Annotated in this window: 14 protein-coding genes and 3 pseudogenes; 3 read left to right on the top strand and 14 right to left on the bottom strand. The window is 61.7% G+C overall.

The features are described 5' to 3' along the window. The 4 genes and pseudogenes from QMG56_RS21160 to QMG56_RS21175 form a co-directional block, all read right to left on the bottom strand. A pseudogene (locus tag QMG56_RS21160) lies at positions 1 to 238 on the bottom strand (flavin-dependent monooxygenase); the annotation flags it as partial. 369 nt (positions 239 to 607) lie between these two features. Continuing rightward, the gene (locus tag QMG56_RS21165; RefSeq protein WP_281824693.1) at positions 608 to 3,082 is read right to left on the bottom strand and encodes a TonB-dependent receptor; all 2,475 of its coding nucleotides are present in this window, start codon (positions 3,080 to 3,082) and stop codon (positions 608 to 610) included. Between the two features lie 335 nt (positions 3,083 to 3,417). After that, a complete protein-coding gene (locus QMG56_RS21170; protein WP_281824695.1) occupies positions 3,418 to 3,612 on the bottom strand; it encodes a 2-oxo acid dehydrogenase subunit E2 in 195 nt (64 codons plus the stop codon). Positions 3,613 to 3,626: 14 nt separating this feature from the next. After that, positions 3,627 to 3,791: pseudogene (locus tag QMG56_RS21175) on the bottom strand (IS3 family transposase); the annotation flags it as partial. A 63-nt stretch (positions 3,792 to 3,854) separates the two neighbouring features. On the opposite strand from QMG56_RS21175, the pseudogene QMG56_RS21180 reads away from it, so the two are divergent. After that, positions 3,855 to 4,613 (top strand): annotated as a pseudogene (locus QMG56_RS21180) (IS110 family transposase); the annotation flags it as partial. Between the two features lie 349 nt (positions 4,614 to 4,962). On the opposite strand, the gene lpdA reads toward QMG56_RS21180, so the two are convergent. The 4 genes from lpdA to QMG56_RS21200 are packed head-to-tail and all read right to left on the bottom strand — an operon-like array spanning position 4,963 to position 9,887. Beyond that, the gene (gene lpdA / locus QMG56_RS21185; RefSeq protein WP_281824697.1) at positions 4,963 to 6,357 is read right to left on the bottom strand and encodes a dihydrolipoyl dehydrogenase; all 1,395 of its coding nucleotides are present in this window, start codon (positions 6,355 to 6,357) and stop codon (positions 4,963 to 4,965) included. 4 nt (positions 6,358 to 6,361) lie between these two features. Continuing rightward, positions 6,362 to 7,639, bottom strand: a complete 1,278-nt coding sequence (locus QMG56_RS21190) for a dihydrolipoamide acetyltransferase family protein (protein WP_281824699.1) — start codon at positions 7,637 to 7,639, stop codon at positions 6,362 to 6,364. Between the two features lies 1 nt (position 7,640). Next, positions 7,641 to 8,645 carry an alpha-ketoacid dehydrogenase subunit beta gene (locus QMG56_RS21195; protein WP_281824734.1) on the bottom strand — a complete coding sequence of 335 codons (1,005 nt, stop codon included), beginning with the start codon at positions 8,643 to 8,645 and terminating at the stop codon, positions 7,641 to 7,643. Between the two features lie 12 nt (positions 8,646 to 8,657). Beyond that, positions 8,658 to 9,887, bottom strand: coding sequence for a thiamine pyrophosphate-dependent enzyme (locus tag QMG56_RS21200; RefSeq protein WP_281824700.1), 1,230 nt, complete (start codon positions 9,885 to 9,887; stop codon positions 8,658 to 8,660). A gap of 158 nt (positions 9,888 to 10,045) precedes the next feature. On the opposite strand from QMG56_RS21200, the gene QMG56_RS21205 reads away from it, so the two are divergent. Then, positions 10,046 to 10,498, top strand: coding sequence for an Lrp/AsnC family transcriptional regulator (locus tag QMG56_RS21205; RefSeq protein WP_281824702.1), 453 nt, complete (start codon positions 10,046 to 10,048; stop codon positions 10,496 to 10,498). A 52-nt stretch (positions 10,499 to 10,550) separates the two neighbouring features. Here the strand turns inward: QMG56_RS21205 and QMG56_RS21210 are convergent, their stop codons facing one another. The 5 genes from QMG56_RS21210 to QMG56_RS21230 form a co-directional block, all read right to left on the bottom strand. After that, positions 10,551 to 11,387: a CoA ester lyase gene (locus tag QMG56_RS21210; protein ID WP_281824704.1), complete on the bottom strand. Its 837-nt coding sequence runs from the start codon at positions 11,385 to 11,387 to the stop codon at positions 10,551 to 10,553. After that, positions 11,384 to 11,836, bottom strand: coding sequence for a MaoC family dehydratase (locus QMG56_RS21215; protein WP_281824708.1), 453 nt, complete (start codon positions 11,834 to 11,836; stop codon positions 11,384 to 11,386). The genes QMG56_RS21210 and QMG56_RS21215 overlap by 4 nt, the downstream gene beginning before the upstream one ends. 120 nt (positions 11,837 to 11,956) lie before the next feature. Next, positions 11,957 to 13,825 (bottom strand): acetyl/propionyl/methylcrotonyl-CoA carboxylase subunit alpha, encoded by a 1,869-nt coding sequence (locus QMG56_RS21220; RefSeq protein WP_281824710.1) that lies wholly within the window; start codon positions 13,823 to 13,825, stop codon positions 11,957 to 11,959. A gap of 5 nt (positions 13,826 to 13,830) precedes the next feature. Beyond that, positions 13,831 to 15,432 (bottom strand): carboxyl transferase domain-containing protein, encoded by a 1,602-nt coding sequence (locus QMG56_RS21225; protein ID WP_281824712.1) that lies wholly within the window; start codon positions 15,430 to 15,432, stop codon positions 13,831 to 13,833. Continuing rightward, positions 15,429 to 16,574, bottom strand: a complete 1,146-nt coding sequence (locus QMG56_RS21230) for an isovaleryl-CoA dehydrogenase (protein ID WP_281824714.1) — start codon at positions 16,572 to 16,574, stop codon at positions 15,429 to 15,431. Before QMG56_RS21230 ends, QMG56_RS21225 begins: the two co-directional genes overlap by 4 nt. A gap of 85 nt (positions 16,575 to 16,659) precedes the next feature. On the opposite strand from QMG56_RS21230, the gene QMG56_RS21235 reads away from it, so the two are divergent. Continuing rightward, positions 16,660 to 17,532: a LysR family transcriptional regulator gene (locus QMG56_RS21235; RefSeq protein WP_281824716.1), complete on the top strand. Its 873-nt coding sequence runs from the start codon at positions 16,660 to 16,662 to the stop codon at positions 17,530 to 17,532. Positions 17,533 to 17,647: 115 nt separating this feature from the next. Here the strand turns inward: QMG56_RS21235 and QMG56_RS21240 are convergent, their stop codons facing one another. Further along, positions 17,648 to 20,608, bottom strand: a complete 2,961-nt coding sequence (locus QMG56_RS21240; RefSeq protein WP_281824718.1) for a Tn3 family transposase — start codon at positions 20,606 to 20,608, stop codon at positions 17,648 to 17,650. Between the last annotated feature and the right edge of the window lie 53 nt (positions 20,609 to 20,661).

The following is a 20,661-nucleotide window of genomic DNA, read 5'->3' on the forward strand; positions in this document are numbered from 1 at the left end:
AAACGCGATAAAAAACCCGAGGGAAGTGCTCAAAACCACCGTAGGCCTTGGGTTGAAGGATGCGGTAGAATCCTGCATCCTGAAAATCCTGCACCGTTTCAGCTGGAACCCTTCCCAGCTCTTCGCACTGTCGCGCGCGCTCCCGCAGTACAGGGCCGAGGGCCTTCGCGCGGTCAAGCAACTCTTCCGCTGATGGAATGGAATCAAAAGCGGTTGCCTGCACCGAATGCTGTGTCACGACATATCTCCAAAACTTCCAATGAGATTTTATAATCTTAGATTCTGGCGATCATTCTAAGTTCCGGGGAGGTCATTATCAAACCTGATAATAGTAATATCTAATATCATCTGAAGAAATGCCCTCCTGCCTACTCAATGCCGACACGGATCCGATCCAAGCACAAAGTATTACGATCAACAGTCCGTATGGAAACTCGAGAGCGGCGTGATCGTCAAGATTTTCGTACCAACTTGGACTCATTGAAGGAACAAAGGCCTCCATCATGGTCCGCACCAAAACGGCGTTGCTTCCGCTCGCACATTCGGATTTCATGGAACATATCCTTTCGTGTGCTCAGCCATCGTGCGTGGCCGGACAGATCAGGGTTCATCGAAATCCGAAACCGAAAGTGATGCCGTATGTCGCTGGCATACCAGCCATGCGGCTCGAAGAATCGTAGGCCTGATTGACGGAAGTCCAGTAATATTTGTTGAGTATATTCTTGCCCCAGAGCATGACCCTCCATGCGCCGCCTTCCGCTTCGTAGCCCAATCGGGCATCGACAGTAGCGTAGCCGCGAATCGTATACGGATACGTCACGCCAGGCGCCAAGCGAACACTCGTCCCCGGAGCATAAGTCGTCGTCCGGCCTCCGGGGCTGGCATCGGATGATGATCGAGCATTTACTGTTACACCGAAGAAAGGCGTGCCCCCTGACAGGAGAGGGTGGCGATAGTCGACGTTCACAACCCCGGACCATTTAGACGTCAAGGGAAGCGGGCTCCCCGCAAAGTTCATGAGTTGGCCGGTGAAACTATACCCCTCAAATCGTTGGATCTTAGTATCGAGATATGTCACGTTGCCGGATAGCCTGAGGCCGTCGATCAAGCGGACAGAAACATCGGCCTCTGCGCCCATCACTCTGGACTTGGGTATGTTGACGAGGGCGTCGATGATGCCCACCACATTCGGCGAATCGATGATTTTGCCACGTATCTGCTTGTCTCTGTAATCATAGTAGAAGGTCGCGGCATTCAGACGTACGCGCCGATCCCAAAGGCTCGTCTTGATGCCAGCTTCGTACGCAGTCACGGATTCCTGCGTTACCGGTCGTAGAGAACGATAGGCTGAAGCCGCAAGCGTGGGGAAGCTTCCGGCTTTGTATCCACGTGAAATATTGGCGTACATCAGCGTCGAGCTGTTTGCTTGATAGTCCAACTCAACACGCCAGGATACGTTGTCCTGATGTAACGTCGACTTGAATGGCTGCCCCGGAACGAGGTTCTGATTCAAAGCGTAGCAGTCGCCTTCATGGATAGGGGCAAAGGGTACTGTCCCATATAGGGTGCCCAGAAGATTAAATAGCTTATCAATGTTTGTGTTTAGCGGAGCATAACTACAAATGTCGGCGACATTTTTGGAGTCTGTATAGCGAATTCCACCTTTTGCAGTCAGATTTTTAGATATACTGAAATCAATATTGCCGAATATCGCATAATTTTCGATACGCTGTTTGTTAGTGACGCCTGCGCCATTGAAATTGAACAGCATAGGGTTATGACCCGATGATTGTGAAAAATTCACAATTTGATTCTCAAATGTACGACTGCGCTCATAGTTTCCACCAACTACCCAGCGGAAGCGGTTCTTGGGATCATTGGCGAGACGCAGCTCCTGATTGAGCGAGTGGATATATCCATCACCGCGCTCAAGATCGAACCCGGCCAATGCGACGCCATCGCCATCCGTGCGCTGGTGCTGCGTGAAATGAGCATAGGACGTCAGTGACGTCAGCGTGATGTCATCGCTCAACTCTGTATCTGCCCGCAATGCAGGTTGATAGAATTTACGATTGCTCTTGGGATCTATGCTCGTGAGCTGGGCGGTGCCGGGCACAGTGGCTCCGGTGGCCGGGTCGATCACACCCGTTTTATTATCGAGAAACGTGTCGGTCCAATCTGCCGCTCGGGCGTTCCGGGGAGGAAAGGGATAGCTGAGATAAGCAGGATTACTGAAGGGCGGATTTACCACCGCAACCGCCACGAGCTGTTGCGCCTGGGGCTGCGACTTGTCGATCCAGCCGTTCAGGCTGAGCGACAGCTTGGTGGCGTCAGTCGGCTTCCATTCCAGCAGCAGCCGTCCTGCCATATAAGACTGATGGCCGTTGGTGTCGTCGCGCGTGTAGCTCTTCTGCCAGTCGTCGGAGTTCAGACCGGTGACCGCAACGCGAAAACCCAGCGTATCCGTGATCGGGCCGCTGATATGCGCATTACCTTCAATGGTGTTGAACCGGCCATAGCTGACATCCCCGCCGGCGGTAAACGTGTCGGTTGGCTTCGCTGCGATATAGTTGATCGCGCCACCGGTCGAGTTCTGACCGAAAAGCGTGCCTTGCGGTCCTTTCAGAACCTCGATCCGCTCAAGGTCGTAAGCCGAATGGCTGGCTAGCACCGGAAACGGCAGCGGCGCCTGATCGACATAGACGCTGACCGCCGGATAGACACCCAGCGAGCTCTCGTTGAAGCCGATTCCGCGCAGGGTGAACACCGGCGTGTTCGCCGTGCTCGCCGCATAAGACAGGCCAGGAACCGCCGATGCGATGTCCTGCAGAGACGTGATCTTGCGCTCGGCGAGCGCCTCCCCCGATAAGGCCGTGATAGACAGACCAACCTTGTTGATGTTTTCTTCGCGCTTGTTGGCGGTCACGATGATGTCACCAACCGTACTTTCACTGCCGTCCGCCGCCGCATTCGTCGTGGGCGTGTCGGTCGACGGACTCGACGACTGAGCATGCGCCCCGCACGCGGCAAGCAACCCCATTGCGGATACGGAACAATAAACAGATTTCGTGAGATAATGCACCTTCAGTCTCCCCCTCCGATGCGGGCGCGTATCGATGTCGCGCTTCCGCATTTTGCGTGCACCCGTGGCCGGGACACCAATCCTCAGTGCGTCAGTGTGACATCGCGCCTTCGCCGATATCCCCGACACCTCAGTGCATAGCTACGCCCCCAACGCACACAATTCTAGTTTATGAATAGTATAATCAATATTAGCGGGGGAAATAGTCAGCCGCCAGAACGCCACACATCCGGCTCATAAGCCGGTGCGACTTAGACAGCTCTCTAGAATGTCGAAACAACCAAAGCTGGGTGCCTGATCGGCACGGCCGGTCAGCGGTATCGGTCCAAGAACCCTCAGGGTTTCGGATGGTTGATGATCTGCGTCGTCGTGATGCCGCCCAGCGGGCCCAGCGATGTGATTGTAATCGTAGATCCGGACAGTTCCTCGCGGGTCGCCCTGCCCTCCCGCGCGGCACTGCTGATGCGGCGCACTTCCGACGCGATGTCATAGATGTCGCGCGCCTCAGCGTGGCGGATGACCGGCACCATCAGGCCGACCGGGGTCTGGGGTGTAGCGGGGTGCCGCGCACGTGAACCATCTTCTGAGCGTCGATGTACTCCGCGAGTTCGTCAGCGATGTAGCTCGGGCCATTATCGCCGAGCAGCCTTGGCTTGTGCAGCACGGTGGCGCTCTCGCCGTTCGATGCCTTGAAGGCGAGGTCCGCCGTGACCTCCTTCAACAAGGTGTAATAATACTGGCTCTGGGCTGTGCCGTCCTTCCGGCACCGCTCGGCGATGCGGAAGCGATTTGCGAGGCAGTTACACGCCCGACGATACGGTTCGTGACCGTGAAGGCACCCGAACAGCAAACGGCGCTGGCACTGCCACCGGACGCGCGACCTGATGGTGAAGCAGCATAAACCGCTTGTGAACATGGTTCGTGGTCTGCTCGCCGAGTTCGGGATTGAGTTCGTGCGCGGTTTGCATCACGCAATTGCGTTGTTGGCCCGGGTCGCGAAGGGCGATGCACCAGAGGTTTCGGAATTCGCCGTGTGAGTGATCACCGGCATGGCTGGCTAGATCGGCGATGTGCAAGTGCGGGCCCGTGACGCTGGAGAAGGAGTTGCTCGCCTGACATCGATCCTACGAGCTGTCGCAGAGCCTCGTTACAATCCCTGGCGTTTGCTTGATCTCCGCAACAGAACTTGCCGCATCGGCGACCGATCCGGGGCGGTTCCGCTCAAGCGGCAGTTCGCCTCACCTCTCGGCCTGACGCCGCTGCAGATCTCGAGGGGCGGAAAAGAACGAATGGGCTAATTCTCGCGCGTGGGAGATCGATACTTACGGCGCCTGCTGGTCATGAGCATGACATCGATCGTGCGCAGGGCTCGGGCCAAACCGGACCGGTCGACCCGCGCATCGCGGCCATGCTGGCGCGCAATCCTGCGCGGGTCGTGACCTTTGCCGCCGCCTATCGCTCGGCCAGAGTCGCCTGGGCGAGCATGCCGCGAGGCGGCACGTATAGCGCCCCAATCGGCCTGACAGCATGACGGCTTGCAACCGAGCGCATCAGCGGGTTGTGAGAGCGAAGGGAAGTGTTGGCGAACCCGTCAGCCCGGGGAACCGGGACACCCCGCCGAATGTGCAAGGCGTCATAGCCTGTAAAGCAGAGTAAGAGTATACCATCAGCGCCAGCAGCCATGAACGGCTGCATCAAGAGGCCGAACACAAGCAAGCACCCGACCAGTGCGCCAGATCGTCAAATCGCCGCTTGCAACGCGGGAGCCACCCATACAGCATAGCTGCCTGTTGATGGTGCCGAGGCGAAGGCTTCCAAAAGAGTTCTGGGAGAGGCAAGCGCCCTGGAGCAAGGCATCATCTTCCTCTCCTGGGCAAGCGCTAAATATGAATGGCATGTCCCAGAGCCTTCAACGCTGCCTCATGAAATGCTTCGCCCAAAGTCGGATGCGCGTGGATGATGCCGGCAATATCCTCCAGCACCGCGCCGATCTCGATCGCCTGCGCGAAACTGGCGGAGAGTTCGGAGATATGCTGCCCCACGGCCTGCACGCCGACAATCCGGTGGCTACCCTTATGGGCGATCACCCGCACGAACCCGCCATCGGCGGCAGCGGCCATCGACAGCGCGCGGCCATTGGCGGCAAAGGGAAACAGGCCGATCACGCTATCATTCGCGTCGACGTCATCCGGGCCTAGGCCGACCGTGACGATTTCCGGCTCGGTGAAACACACCGCCGGGATCGCCTGCGGATCAAAGCGTCGATTGTTTCCAGCGATGATCTCGGCGACCATCTCGCCTTGGGCGGACGCTTTATGTGCCAGCATCGGTTCGCCCACTAGGTCCCCGATCGCCCAGACATTGCGGGTCGAGGTGGCACATCGGTCATCCACGCGGACGAAGGAGCCATCCATCGCCACCGCCATCTCCTGAAGGCCCCAACCTTCGGTCAGCGGCTTGCGCCCGACGGTGACGAGGATGGCATCCGCCGGCCGGGTCAATTGTTCGCCCGCGATCGTTTCGATCGCCAGACCCTCGTCACGTTCGCCGAGCGCCTTCGCGCCCAGATGCAGCTCGACACCGCGCCGTTCGAGCCAGCGCCGCACCGGATCGACCAGCTTTGCGTCATAGAGCGGGAGGATGCGGTCCTGGGCTTCCACGATCGTGACCCTGGATCCCAATTTGGCGAACGCCGAACCGAGTTCGAGTCCGATATAGCCGGCACCGACCACCACCAGTCTTTTCGGCACTTCGGGCAGCGACAGCGCCTCGGTCGACGAGATCACGCGCCCGCCAAAGCGCAGGAAAGGGAGTTCCACCGGCACTGATCCGGTCGCCAGGATCACATGCTCGGCCTGTATTTTTAGTGGACCTTCGGCGGTATCGACAATGCAGGTCTTGGCGTCCGAAAATTGCGCCCATCCGGCCACGACCCGGACCTTGGCGCGCTTCAGCAAAGCACCGACGCCGCCGTTGAGCCGGTCGACGATGGTTTCCTTCCACGCGACGGTCGCCGCGAAATCGAGGCGTGGCGGCGCATCGAGCGCGATACCGAACAACGGACGCTCGGCTGCATGCGCCATCGCCTCAAAATGGCTCGCGGCATGGATCAGCGCCTTGGAGGGTATGCAGCCGCGAACCAGGCAGGTGCCGCCGAGCCGCCCGCCCTCGACCAGCACCGTATCAAGCCCGAGCTGACCGCAACGGATGGCCGCGACATAGCCGCCCGGTCCGCCGCCGACCACGAGCACCTTGGTTTTTACAATGTCGGCCATTGGTTCAGTCCATGAAGATGAGGGCGGGATGTTCTAACAGCCGCTTGAGCTGTTGAACGAACAAGGCGGCATCATAGCCATCGACGATCCGGTGATCGAAGGAGGAGGAGATGTTCATCATCTTGCGCACGGTCACGAACGATCCCTGCACCACCGGCCGATCGACCAGCTTGTTGGGACCGATGATCGCGACCTCGGGATGGTTGATGATCGGCGTGGTCGTAATGCCGCCCAAGGTGCCCAGGCTGGTAATCGTGATCGTTGATCCCGACAGCTCTTCGCGGGTCGCACTGCCGTCGCGTGCGGCGGCGCTGATCCGGCTCACCTCGCTGGCGCAGTCCCATAGGTCGCGCGCCTCGGCATGGCGGACGACCGGCACCATCAGCCCCGCAGGTGTCTGGGTGGCGATGCCGATATGAATAGCGTCATATTGTTTCAGCACGCCCGCATCATCGTCATAACGCGCATTGATCTGCGGGAAATCGGGCAGCACGCGGGCCAGCGCGCGGATGAAGAAGGGCAGAAGGGTGAGTTTTGGCTGACCATCCTTTCGGTGCGCGTTTAGATCGGCACGCAACGCCTCCACCTCGGTCAGGTCGCATTCCTCGACATAGGCGATGTGCGGAATGCGGCGCTTGGCGTCCTGCATCTTCTCCGCGATCTTGCGGCGCATGCCGATGATGCGGGTCTCGCTGATGCCATCACGTTGGACCGGGGCGCTGGCGGACGTCGCGATCGTGCCGCCGGACGCGATATAGCGGTCGAGATCGCCGGACGTGATGCGACCACCCGGCCCGGTGCCCGGTACATATTGCAATGCTATGCCAAGGTCGTGCGCGCGTCGCCGCGTCGCCGGGGCAGCGGGCGGCGCATTGCCGACTGCGCGCGTGGCGAATGCAGCGGTTGGCGCGCCTTGCGTGCCCGCTGCCACCGGCGGCTTTGCCGGTGCGCCAATGGGCGGGTCGGGGGGCGCTGGAGACGCCGCGGTGGGTACCGGTTCGGGCGCGGCGGGTTCCGTCAGAGCCTCCGCCTCCCCTTCACCCTCGATCTCCATCTCGACAAGAACCGATCCAACCGGCACAAGCTCGCCAATCTCGCCGCTCACCGCGATCACGAGGCCAGCTACCGGAGACGTCATGTCGACGGTCGCCTTGTCGGTCATCACATCGACGAGGCTGGCATCTTCCAAAATCCGATCGCCGGGCTTCACATGCCAGGCGACGATCTCCGCCTCTGCGACGCCTTCGCCGATATCGGGCAACCGGAACAGATAGCGTCCCATCCTAATACTCCATGGCGCGCTTGAGTGCGGCGGCGAGGCGGCCAGGGCCGGGGAAATAATCCCACTCGAAGGCATGCGGATACGGTGTGTCCCATCCCGCCACCCGGTCGATCGGGCATTTCAGATGATCGAAGCAACGCTCCTGAACCAGCGCGGACAGTTCGCCGCCAAAGCCGCCAAAGCGCGATGCCTCGTGCAGGATCACGCAGCGCCCGGTCTTTTTCACCGACGCGACGATCGTATTGATGTCGAGGGGGACGATCGACCGCAGGTCGATCAATTCGGCATCGACCCCCGCCTGTTCGATCCCCGCCAGCGCGACATGCACCATCGTGCCATAGGCAAGCACAGTGGCCTCCGTACCGTCGCGCGCGATCGCCGCCTTGCCCAGCGGCACGCTATAATGGCCTTCGGGCACCTCCGCCGCGGCATGTCCGGCCCAGGTCTTGAGTTGCTGATCATGTCGTCCGTCGAACGGGCCGTTATACAGGCGCTTGGGTTCGAGGAAGATCACCGGATCGTCGCATTCGATCGAGGCGATCAGCAGGCCCTTGGCGTCATAGGGGTTGGACGGGATCACCGTCTTCAACCCGGTGATATGCGCGAAGATCGCCTCGGGACTCTGGCTGTGCGTCTGGCCCCCGAAGATGCCGCCGCCATAGGGCGAGCGCACCGTGATCGGCGCGGTGAATTCGCCATTCGACCGATAGCGCAGCCGTGCCGCCTCCGAAACGAGCTGATCGAAGGCGGGCAGGATATAATCTGCGAACTGGATTTCCGGGATCGGGCGCAGCCCATATGCGCCCATGCCGATCGCCGTCGCGATGATGCCGCCTTCACTGATTGGGGAGTCGAAGCAGCGGGTCAGCCCATGCTTGGCTTGCAGGCCGCCGGTCACGCGGAATACCCCGCCGAAGTAGCCGACATCCTCGCCAAAGATCAACGTATCGGGATCTTTGGTGAGCATCGTGTCGAGCGCCGAATTGAGCGCCTGGATCATGTTCATCTGCGTCATCGATCAGATTCCCAGCTCGCGGCGCTGCTCGATCACGCGCCAGTCGGGTTCGGCGAACACGCCCTCGAACATCTCGCGCACGCTCGGCTTGGATATGCCCAAAGTGCCGACCGCCTCCGCCTCCCGCTGCGCGGTGCGCAGGCGGTCGGTCAGTTCGGCCTCCATCTGGGCGTGGCGCTCGTCGGACCAGATCCCGGTCTTCACCAGATGCGCCTTGAGCCGAACGATCGGATCGCCCAGCGGCCAATGCTCGGCCTCGTCGGCCGGGCGATATTTGGTGGGATCGTCCGAGGTCGAATGACCGGAGGCACGGTAAGTGACGAACTCGATCAGAGTGGCCCCCAGATTGGCGCGCGCCCGATCCGCCGCCCACTGGGTCGCCGCCCACACCGCCAGAAAATCATTGCCGTCGACGCGCAGCCCCGGAATGCCATAGGCCAGCGCCTTGGCCGCAAAAGTCGTCTGCTCCGCACCGGCGATGCCCGAAAAGCTCGATATCGCCCATTGATTGTTGGTGACGACCAATATGACCGGCGCGCGATAGACCGACGCAAAGGTCAGCGCCTCGTGGAAATCGCCCTCCGCCGTCGTGCCTTCGCCGATATAGCCGAGCGCGATCTTGTCATCGCCCTTATAGGCCGACGCCATCGCCCAGCCCACAGCATGGCCAAAGCGGCTGCCGACATTGCCGGACAAGGAATAAAAGCCGTAGTCGCGGGCCGAATAGAGGATCGGCAGTTGGCGCCCCTTCAGCGGGTCTTTTTCGTTCGAATAAATCTGGTTGATCATGTCGGCGATCGGATAGTCGCGCGCGATCAGCCAGCCCTGGACCCGGTAGGTGGGGAAGCACATATCGCCGACGCCCAGCACCAGCGACTGCGCGACGCCGATCGCCTCCTCGCCCGTGGATTTCATGAAAAAGCTGGTCTTGCCCTGACGATGCGCGCGGAACAGCCGGTCCTCGAACAAACGGGTCTGCACCATCGCGGCCAGCCCCTTGCGCAGCCTATCCTCGTCGAGTCCCGGATTCCACGGCCCGACCGCTTCGCCATCGTCGTCGAGCACCCGGATCAGGCCATATGGCATGTCGCGCATGTCCGGTTCGCGCGCGTCGATCGGCGGTCGCCGCGTTTCCCCGGCGGGGCTGAACGGCAGATGATCGAAGCTCGCCGCTTCGCCCGGCCTTGCCGTGGGCACCGGAATATGCAGCGTCAACTTTGGCAGATCAGGCATAAATGGGGCGTCACCAGCGATTTGAACGCCATAATAGTGCCCGGATTCGACTGGGCGGTCTTTGCTATTTTCCCTCGCCTCGACCCATGAATCGAATTACTACAGCGGATATGGGCTTAGTTTCGAGGATAATATCCTCATTTTTGGAGGATCGCGATATGGACGAGGTGGATCTAAAGATCCTGCGGGCGTTGCAGGCGAAGCCCGATATGTCCAATGTCGATTTGGCGGCTGCGGTCTGCCTGTCGCACACGCCGTGTTGGCGAAGGGTCAAGCGCATGGAGGCAGATGGCGTGATTGCCCGGCGCGCCGTCATCTTCGATCCCAAACAACTCGGCCTTGCCGTCAACGTGTTCGCCAATCTGCGGCTCAAACAGCATGACGAAGAGACGCTGGAGGCGCTCGAAAGCGCCACATGCCATTACCCGGAGATAGTCGAATGCTTCTCGATGAGCGGAGAGAGCGATTATATCGTGCGCGTGGTGGCACGCAGCATCGAGGATTATGAGCATTTCCTTAAAAAGGTCTTGCTGCATCTGCCCGGTGTCGCCTCGATCAATTCGAGTTTCGCCCTCAAATGCGTCAAGATGACGACGGACCTGCCCCTGTGAGTATCCATTCTCACAACAAGATGGACGGCAATAAATCGTCTCAGACCGTTCACTACCTCGCTTGATCCAGGATTCTTTGTGCCAGCAGGGAGTGGGGTCGGTCGATCATTTTTCCGTTCAGCTTCAGCGCCCCCGCGCCGGGACTGGCGGCAAACGCATTCACGACCGCTCGCGCATGGCTCAGTTCGACTTGCGTGGGCGCGAAACCGGCGTTGATCGCCTCCACCTGCGCAGGATGGATCGCCATCATACCCGTAAATCCGTCTCCCCGCGCTCGCGCGATATAGGCGGCGAGCCCGTCGGCATCGTCGATCCGGGGGTAGACAGTCTCTATCGCGGAGACGCCCGCGGCATGTGCGGCAAAGAGCGTGAGGCTGCGCACCATTTCCAGCGGTGGCGTATAGCGGCCATCTGCTTCCCGCGCGCGCGACGCCCCGATCGCGGCCGGCAGGTCTTCAGCACCCCAGGTCACACCGCATAGATGTTCGCGCACGACGCGGTAGCTACCCAGCTCGAAGATGGCCGCCGCCGTTTCCGTGGCGATCGGGAGGATGGGCGGCACCCTTGCGGCTCCCGCCATGACCAGCAGCGCTTCGATGCTGGCCGCGCCTTCGGCCTTGGGCAGCAGCAGGCCATCGGGCCGGGTTGGCAGCACGGCATCAAGGTCGTCACGTGTCAGATCCCCGTCCAGAGGGTTGACGCGGACGAAGGCGGGGCAGGCACGCGGGCCGCTCAGCCATTCGCGGACCGCTTCCCGCCCGAAGGCCTTGCGGTCGGGTGCGACCGAATCCTCCAGGTCCAATATGATCGCATCCGCCCCGCTCGCAGCCGCCTTGCCGAAGCGTTCGGGCCGGTCGGCGGGCACGAAGAGCAGGGAGCGCAGCCTCATGCGGCAGATCCCTTCAGTAGCGCCATGCGCAGGCACTGGCAGACGATCTCGTCGTGCTGGTTGATCAGGCGATGGGTGAAGGTGACGATGCCCGCGCCGGGCCGCGATTTGCTGGGCTTGCGCTCCGCGATCTCGGTTTCTGCCCGCATCGTATCGCCCAGGAAAACGGGCTTGGGGTGGACAAGTTTGTCATAGCCCAGATTGGCGATCAGCGTGCCCAACGTCGTTTCGCCGACCGACAGGCCGATCATCAGGGCAAAGGTGAAGGTGCCGTTGACGAGGATCTGGCCGAACTCCGAGGCCTTGGCTGCCTCCGCGTCGATGTGCAGCGGCTGGGGGTTGTGGGTCATGACGGAGAAGAGGAGATTGTCGGTCTCCGTCACCGTGCGGCGTATCTCGTGGACGATGCGGTCGCCGACCTGCCATTCATCGAAATGCCGTCCTGCCACTGGTCGTCCTCTCCAATCTTCTCGATCTTCACCCACATGTGCGATGCAAGATATATAAATTGTTTTAAATCAGCAGTTTATGGTTGGCAATCCTCATTGCCCTGGCAGGACAGCGGGAATTCAGGCCTCAGCCTTGTCGATCTTCACCAGCAGCATGCCCTCGCTCACCTGCCCGCCTTCGCTGACGTTGAGTTCCGCGATCGTGCCGTCGAAGGGCGCAACGAGGCTATGCTCCATCTTCATGGCTTCGAGGGTCACGAGTTTTTGGCCCTTAATTACCGCGTCGCCCGCCGCGACAGCGACAGCGATGATACGGCCCGGCATGGGGGAGATGATGGCGCCGTCGGAGGCGGAGGCGCCTCCTGCGCCATCGACGCGGAAAGGTGTCAGTTGCCAAACCTGCCCCCCCTCGGCGATCCGTACATGGGGTTCAGGCGTAAGAACCGTCCCTTCGCGCGGATCAAAGCTGACGGTGATCGGTATGCCATCAAGGAGAAAGGCGGCTGAGGTCGATCGCGGCGTGTTGAGGCGAAAGCCCGCTAGACCGTTGCCCGGCGTCAGATCTTCCGCCGCATAGGCCAGCGCTTTATCGCTCGGCCGCAGCGGCGGCATAAGTTTGTCACCCTCCCGGCCGATCAAACCCGTATCGAGCCTCGCCGCAGCGAAATCCGGATGCGCCAGCGCCATCACGAGAAAGCCTGCATTGGTCTTGAGCGGCCAGACCATACTATTGTTAAGCCCCTGCGCCAGCATCGTGCGCGCGGCGTCGCGGGTTGGGCCATGGGCGATGACCTTGGCAATCATCGGATCGTAATAGGGCGAAATTTCCGCTCCCTCCTCGACCCCGGTTTCTATGCGAAGATGGCGCTCATCATCCGGCTCGCGCTCATTGTCCAAATCGAAGGTGTCGAGCCTGCCGATCGATGGCAGGAAACCCTTGGCCGGGTCTTCGGCATAGAGCCGCGCTTCCATCGCCCAGCCGTCGATCGACAATTCTTCCTGGCGCTTCGGCAATGGCTCGCCCGACGCCACGCGTAACTGCCATTCGACCAGGTCAACGCCCGTGATCTCTTCCGTCACCGGATGTTCGACCTGGAGGCGCGTGTTCATTTCCATGAACCAGATGCGGTCGGCGCGCAGCCCCTCGGAACCGTCGGCGATGAATTCGATTGTGCCCGCTCCGACATAGTCGACGGCCTTGGCAGCGCGGACGGCGGCGGCGCAGATCGCTTCGCGGGTAACTTCATCCATGCCCGGCGCGGGGGCTTCCTCGATCACCTTCTGGTGGCGGCGCTGGAGCGAGCAGTCGCGCTCGAACAGGTGGACGACGTTGCCATGCGTGTCGCCGAACACCTGCACCTCGATATGGCGCGGGTTGGTGACCCATTTCTCCAGTAAAACCTGGTCATTGCCAAAGCTCGACGCTGCCTCGCGCTGGCAGGACAGCAGGGCGTCGGCGAAGTCCGCCATATCATCGACCTTGCGCATGCCCTTGCCGCCGCCACCGGCAACCGCCTTGATGAGAACGGGATAGACGATCGCATCGGCTTCGGCTTTCAGGCGATCGGGTGACTGGTCCTCCCCGAGATAGCCGGGCGTGGTCGGGACACCCGCCGCCTGCATCAGTTTCTTGGCCGCATCCTTAAGACCCATGGCAGTAATCGAGGACGGGTTGGGACCGACCCAGATCAGGCCGGCGTCCAGCACAGCCTGCGCAAATTCGGCATTTTCGGAAAGGAAGCCATAGCCGGGATGGATTGCCTGCGCGCCGGTGGAAAGCGCAGCGGCGATGATCCGGTCACCGAGCAGATAGGATTCGCGCACCGGCGACGGGCCGATATGCACCGCCCCGTCAGCGGAACGGACATGCAAAGCCTCGGCGTCCGCGTCCGAATAGACGGCCACGGTGCGGATGCCGAGCCGCCGGGCGGTACGGATAATCCGGCAGGCGATTTCGCCGCGATTGGCGATAAGAAGAGATTGCAGCATCGGCATCACATCCTGAAGATGCCGAACTGCGCCCGGTCAGGAACCGGTGCGTTCAGCGTTGCAGCGAAGGCGAGGCCGAGTACGTCGCGCGTCTGGGCCGGGTCGATGATGCCGTCATCCCATAGCCGCGCGGTGGCGTAATAGGGATTGCCTTCATCCTCATATTTCTGGCGGATCGGGGCTTTGAAGGCTTCGGCTTCTTCCGCCGTCCACTTGCTCGCGTCGCGATGCACAGTCGCCAGCACGCTCGCCGCCTGCTCGCCGCCCATCACGCTGATCCGTGCATTGGGCCAGGTGAAGAGGAAACGCGGCTGATAGGCGCGCCCGCACATGCCGTAATTACCCGCCCCGAAGCTGCCGCCGATCAGCACCGTGATTTTGGGCACTTGCGCTGTAGCGACGGCGGTAACGAGTTTCGCGCCATTTTTGGCGATACCCTCCGCCTCATATTTGCCACCGACCATGAAGCCGGAGATATTCTGGAGGAACAGCAAGGGTATGCGGCGCTGACAGGCCAGTTCGATGAAATGCGCGCCTTTGACCGCACTTTCGCTGAAGAGAACCCCGTTGTTCGCCAGGATCGCAACCGGCATGCCCCAGATATGGGCAAAGCCGCAGACCAGCGTCGTACCGTAAAGCGCCTTGAATTCTTGGAATTCGCTGCCGTCGACGATGCGGGCGATGACTTCGCGCACATCATAGGGCGCGCGGACGTCGTCAGGAATGATGCCGTAGAGGTCGGTCGCGTCATATTTGGGCGGGCGTGGATCGCGCAGGTTGAGGTCTGGCTTCAAATCCTGCTGCAGGGTCGAGACGATGTCGCGCACGATCGTCAGCGCATGGTCGTCATTTTCCGCCAGATGATCCACCACGCCGGATTTGCGGGCATGGAGGTCGCCGCCACCCAGTTCTTCGGCGGTGATGACTTCACCCGTGGCGGCCTGCACCAGCGGGGGACCGGCGAGGAAGATCGTACCCTGATCGCGCACGATGATGGTTTCGTCCGACATGGCCGGGACATAGGCACCGCCGGCGGTGCAACTGCCCATGACGCAGGCGATCTGCGGGATGCCGCGCGCGCTCAGATTGGCCTGATTGTAGAAGATGCGGCCGAAATGGTCGCGGTCTGGAAAGACTTCGGCCTGGTTGGGGAGGTTGGCGCCGCCACTGTCGACCAGGTAGATGCAGGGCAGACGGTTTTCGAGCGCGATCTCCTGCGCGCGCAGATGCTTCTTGACCGAAAGCGGGTAGTAGGTGCCGCCCTTCACCGTCGCGTCGTTGCAGCCGATCATCACCTGGCGCCCGGATACGCGCCCGATACCGGCGATCAGGCCGGCACCGGGCACCTCGTCGCCATAGAGGCCGTTGGCAGCGAGCTGGCCGATCTCGAGAAAGGGCGAACCGGGATCGAGCAGCCGCCCCACCCGTTCGCGCGGCAGCAACTTGCCGCGCGCGATATGCTTGTCGCGGGCGGATTGCGAGCCTCCCTGGGCGGCGACCGCGACCTTCGCGCGTAGTTCTTCGGCGAGCGCCCGATTGTGCGCGGCGTTGGCGCGAAATCCCTCGCCATCGGGCGAAAGCTTCGTGTCGAGAATGGGACCGCTCATGCCCCTATCAGTTCCCGGCCGATCAACATGCGGCGGATTTCATTCGTCCCCGCGCCGATGTCCAGCAGCTTGGCGTCGCGCATGTAGCGCTCGACCGGCCAGTCCTTGGTATAGCCCGCACCACCCAGCGCCTGCACGGCTTCCAGCGCGGTCTTCATCGCATTTTCGCTGGCCAGCAGGATGGCGCCCGCCGCGTCGAAGCGGGTCGTTTTCCCTGCGTCGCAAGCGCGCGCCACGGCATAGACATAGGCGCGCGCGGAGTTGAGCGCGACATACATGTCGGCGATCTTCGCCTGCACCAACTGGAACGCGCCGATGGGCTTGCCGAACTGCTTGCGTTCACGAACATAAGGCAGAACCACGTCGAGACAGGCCTGCATGATGCCGAGCTGGATGCCCGACAGCACGGTGCGCTCATAGTCGAGGCCCGACATCAGTATGCCGACGCCGCCGTTCAGCGGGCCCATGATATTCTCTTCCGGCACCTCGCAATCGTCGAAAACCAGTTCGGCCGTCGGCGAGCCGCGCATGCCCATCTTGTCGATCTTCTGACCGATCGAGAAACCCGCCATGCCCTTTTCGATGATGAAGGTCGTGATGCCCTTCGATCCCTCCCCGGTTTTGGCGTAGACGATGAGGGTATCCGCATAAGGGGCGTTGGTGATCCAGAATTTGGTGCCGTTGAGGACATAGCGATCGCCGCGCTTCTCCGCCTTCAGCTTCATCGACACGACGTCGGATCCGGCACCGGCTTCGGACATGGCGAGGCTGCCGACATGGTCGCCTGAAACGAGCTTTGGGAGATATTTCGCCTTCTGCGCCTCATTGCCCCAGCGGCGGAGTTGATTGACGCAGAGATTGGAATGCGCGCCGTAGGACAGGCCGATCGAGGCGGAGGCGCGGGCGACTTCCTCTTGCGCGACGACATGTTCCAGATAGCCCAGGCCAAGGCCACCCCATTCCTCCTCCACGGTGATGCCGTGCAGGCCAAGCGCGCCCATCTCGGGCCAGAGTTCGCGGGGAAACCAGTCCTTGGCATCGATTTCGGCAGCCAGTGGCGCGATCCGGTCGGTCGCATAGCGCGCCGTGCTCTCGCGGATCATGTCCGCATTCTCGCCAAGCGCGAAGTCGAAATCAGTCATGGGCCTCTCCTTTGCGGCGCATGCTATCCTATTATCGTACCAGCCAAAAATTGATATTTACGGCTACATGGTATAGGTGATATCTATGATCGATCGGTATCAGCTGCGCTATTTTCTTGCCGTCATCGACAATGGCAATTTTTCACGGGCCGCCGCGCAATGCAATGTGTCGCAGCCGACATTGTCGGTGGGCATCGCAAAGCTGGAGCGGACGATCGGGGCACCGCTGTTCCTGCGGACGAACCGGCGCGTGGAATTGACGCCGGCCGGTTCCCGATTCCTTATCCATGCGCGCAAGATCGAGAGCGAGTTCAACCTGGTACTGCAGGAAATGGCGGGCGCGACCAGATCGACGCTGGTCCGCATAGGCATATTGAAAAGCATATCGGGTGCCATCATTGCCCGGATCGTTCGGGCGCTCCATGCAATGGATTCCTCAAGCCAGGTCGAGTTCGTCGAGGGAACCGAACGCGAACTGACGGGCCATATCGCCCGAGGACGCATCGATTGCGCCCTGACCCTGGTCGGGAGGGGCGCGGACCGCTTCCTGGAGGAGCCGCTTTTCAGCGAGGGCTACAGCCTGGCCCTGCCTTTGGGGCACCCTCAGGCGGATCAACCCATCGTCCGGGCAGAGGCCCTTAATGGCGACGTGATGATCGTTCGCCGGCATTGTGAGGCGCTGTCGGAAATCAGCCGCCATTTCACCGAGCGCGGGGTGAGACCCCATTTCGCCTATAAAGCGACCAACGACGAGCGCGTGATGCAACTGGTTGGTGCTGGGCTGGGGGTGACTGTCATGCCTGACATCTACCGCGAGGACGATGTCGCCAGGCCCCGCCTTGAAGGCTTTAGCCTTCGGCGCACGATCGGGCTGGTTTATGAACCGTCGGCAGAAGCTTACGCCGCGTCGGCTCCTGCGGTCATACAACCCATCCGGAGCGTACTGAAGTCTCTTTAATGACGATTTCCGGGCAAACGGACCAGAACAGGGTTAGAGACGCTCACAGAGGTCATCGCAACGGATGCTCTCTGAATTGCGCTAGCTGAGAACGCATCACGAACGTCAGGTAAAATCATGCCGCCAGACTCATCCGCCCGAGATTGAGCGGCCGGCGTCCGGTCGGCATTGCGGCAGCACGGTCCCATAGGAAGTCACCCGAGAAGGCAATGTGACCCCAGCCCACGGGCGAGGTGTGCGCCAGCAACTCGTCGGGCGCAGGCTCGCCGATCGCACGGAGGTGCGCCACCGCGTCGGCTATGTAGGTCGAGTTCCAATAAACGATGGCGGCGATGACGAGGTTGAGACCCGACGCCCGAAACTGCTGCGCTTCATGCGTGCGGTCGGCGATGCGGCCCTGCTTGAAGGTGCAGATCGCCTGCGTAAGAAAGTGGCGTTGCTCAGATTTGTTGAGACCTGCCTGGCATCGGCGGCGTAGGGCCGGGCTCTCCAGCCAATCCAACATGAACAAGGTCCGCTCAACGCGACCGATCTCGCGAAGCGCGAGGTCGAGCTGATTTTGGCGTTCGTAGGCAGCGAGCTTACGCAGCATCGCCGAGGGCAGGACGGTGCCAGCCTTCAGCGAAGCGACGAGCCGGACGATCTCGTCCCAATGCTCGCGGATCACATCGACCTTCACACGGGCGCCCAGCAGCGGCTTGAGCGACGGGTACTGTCCGGGCGCCTCGATGCAGGCCATGCGGCGATCGGGAAAGTCGCGCAGGCGCGGGCTGAAGCGAAAACCCAGCATCCGGCACAGCGCAAAGACGTGATCGGTCGCGCCGCCGGTGTCGGTGTAATGCGTATCGATCTCGAGCCCGGTACCGTGATGAAGCAGCCCGTCGAGGACGTAGGGCGCTTCATGGGTCGCGGCCGAGATGACCGTGACGTGGTAGGGGCCGTGCTGGTCGGAGACGTGGGTATAGAACGAGAAGCCCGGATCGACGCCATATTTCGCGTTGAAATCACCCGCGCCGCTGCCCCGTTTACCCGAGCGGAAGAACTGGCCATCGGAGGACGACGTGGAACCTTGGCCCCAGGCCGACGCGATCGGCAGCGCATGGTGGGCATTGATGATACGCGCGAGCGCCGCCTTGTAGTTGTCGGGCGCGATGTAGGCCGACTTGGTCCAGATGAGCTGATCAGGAGAGACCCCTTGGCTGGCTGCCGCCATGCGCGCGAGGCCAAGATTGGAGCCGTCGGCGAGTATAGCAGCGAGCAGCGCGTTTTCGTTGTCATGACGTTCGCCGGTGCGGACGTTGAGAAACGCCTGGGGGAACGCAGTGGCGCGCGCGACCTCGTGGAGCAGTTCGGTGATGCGCACACGCGGCATCAGTGCGTCGATGCGCGCCGCAAGATCCTTGGCGGCCGCGGACTCGTCGGCGCGCACTGGAGAGACCGAGAGCTTGCCGTCCTTAAACGCGACACCTTCGACCTCGCCGCGCGCCAGCCCATCAGCGAAGCGTTTCAGCCGCCAGTCGAGTTCACGGCTGCGATCGGCGATCCATGCGTCGGCCGTGGCCGGGAGCTTGAGGTCGGCGGCAATCGGTGCGGCCTCTGCGGAGGAGAGCATATAGCTGTCGAACTTGCGGTAGTTGGCGGAGCGTTCAACCCAGACGTCACCGGAGCGCCACTTATTGCGCAGATGCGCCAGGACCCCGGTTTCCCACAACCGGCGATCGGGCTTGCCGCCGCCCGCCTTGACCAGAGTCCGCCATTCCTTGCGGAACGGCATCGGCGCGTCTGGCGGCACATCGCGGCTTCCCGAGCGATTCATCTCGCGCAGCGTGTTCAACGCCGCGATCGTCGATGCACTACCCCGCCCTGCCTTGAAGTCGATCGCCTCAAGTAGAAGCGGCGCAAATTTGTGCAGTCGGCTCCACTGGTCCGCCGCGCGGACGAGCGGGCTCTCCTCGGTCAGGTCGGCGATCTGCCGGGCCTGCCGGCGCGCGCGAAGCAGCTTGTCCCAGCCCACCGCCGCATCGACTGCGGCAAAGCCTTCCATCCCGCTTTCCTGTGCATCAGCCAAGGCGGCAACGGTCTGGTCAAACAGGCGCATGATGCGACCCACGTCGCGCGTGGTCTCGGCATAGCTCCTTTTCTGCTTGTTGTTGCCGCGGGTGAAGCTGCCACCGATGATGCGATCGGCCATGTCGAGCGCTGCGTCGGTCAGTCGCGATTCCAAGTCCAGGATCATCGCCGCCAGCGTCGCGCGCCGACGAGACGGCGTATAACGTCCGATGAGCTGCGCGGACGAGGCACGCCCCTCTCGGACGAACTGCCGCAGCCGATCGGCATGGATAGCGTCCCCGATGGTGACGGGCAGCCCGATATCGCGCACGCGGGCCAATCGATCGAGCAGCCCACGCACATTGTCCGGCGTTGGCGCAGTGGCGATCTCGCGCAACCAGGCGAGCGGTGTCAGACTGGTTTTCGGATCGACGGCCAACGTGGCGTCGAGCTTGGCCAGGCTCTCGACGGGCACGCACGCGAGCAGCGCGTCGTAAGTGCGTTGCCGAGCGCGGGCGCGTCCCGCAATTCCGGCGCGCTCGATCACCGATGGGGATGGCAGCGTGATGCCTGATGCCCGCAGCGATTCCATGATGCCGACCACGATTGGCAAGCCGCGATCGGTTGACCAAGCGGCTTTTGCCCCTGCCTCGATCAGCAATGGCAGATCGGCATTGGTGGGCCCGCGAAGCCCGAGAGCGCCTCCCACCTGCCGGGCATGGACCGACGCTGTCGCGGGTCGGGCGGCGTAGGTGTCGAACGCTGATGCGGACACGTCGATCTGCTCGGCCATGAACGCGACGAGGTGTCCTGGCGCGCCGACTTCGAGCGTAAATCCAAACCCTGGATGGCGCATCAGCGCCAGCTGCACAGCGAAGCCGATCTGGTTCGTGTCGCCCCGCCGCTCAGCAATCAGTGCGAAGTCCCGAGACGATAACATATAATGCCGTGCGAGATCCTCGCGGGCTGCGGGCACGTTGAACAGCGCGTGCCGTTCGCTATCGGTCAGGAGGTCGCGTCGCGCCATGATATATCCGTCCACAAATGGGTGAGAAGAATTGTGGACTTAAGACCTAATTG

Origin of the sequence: Sphingobium sp. BS19, assembly GCF_027925545.1 — a bacterium.
Lineage (GTDB): Bacteria > Pseudomonadota > Alphaproteobacteria > Sphingomonadales > Sphingomonadaceae > Sphingobium.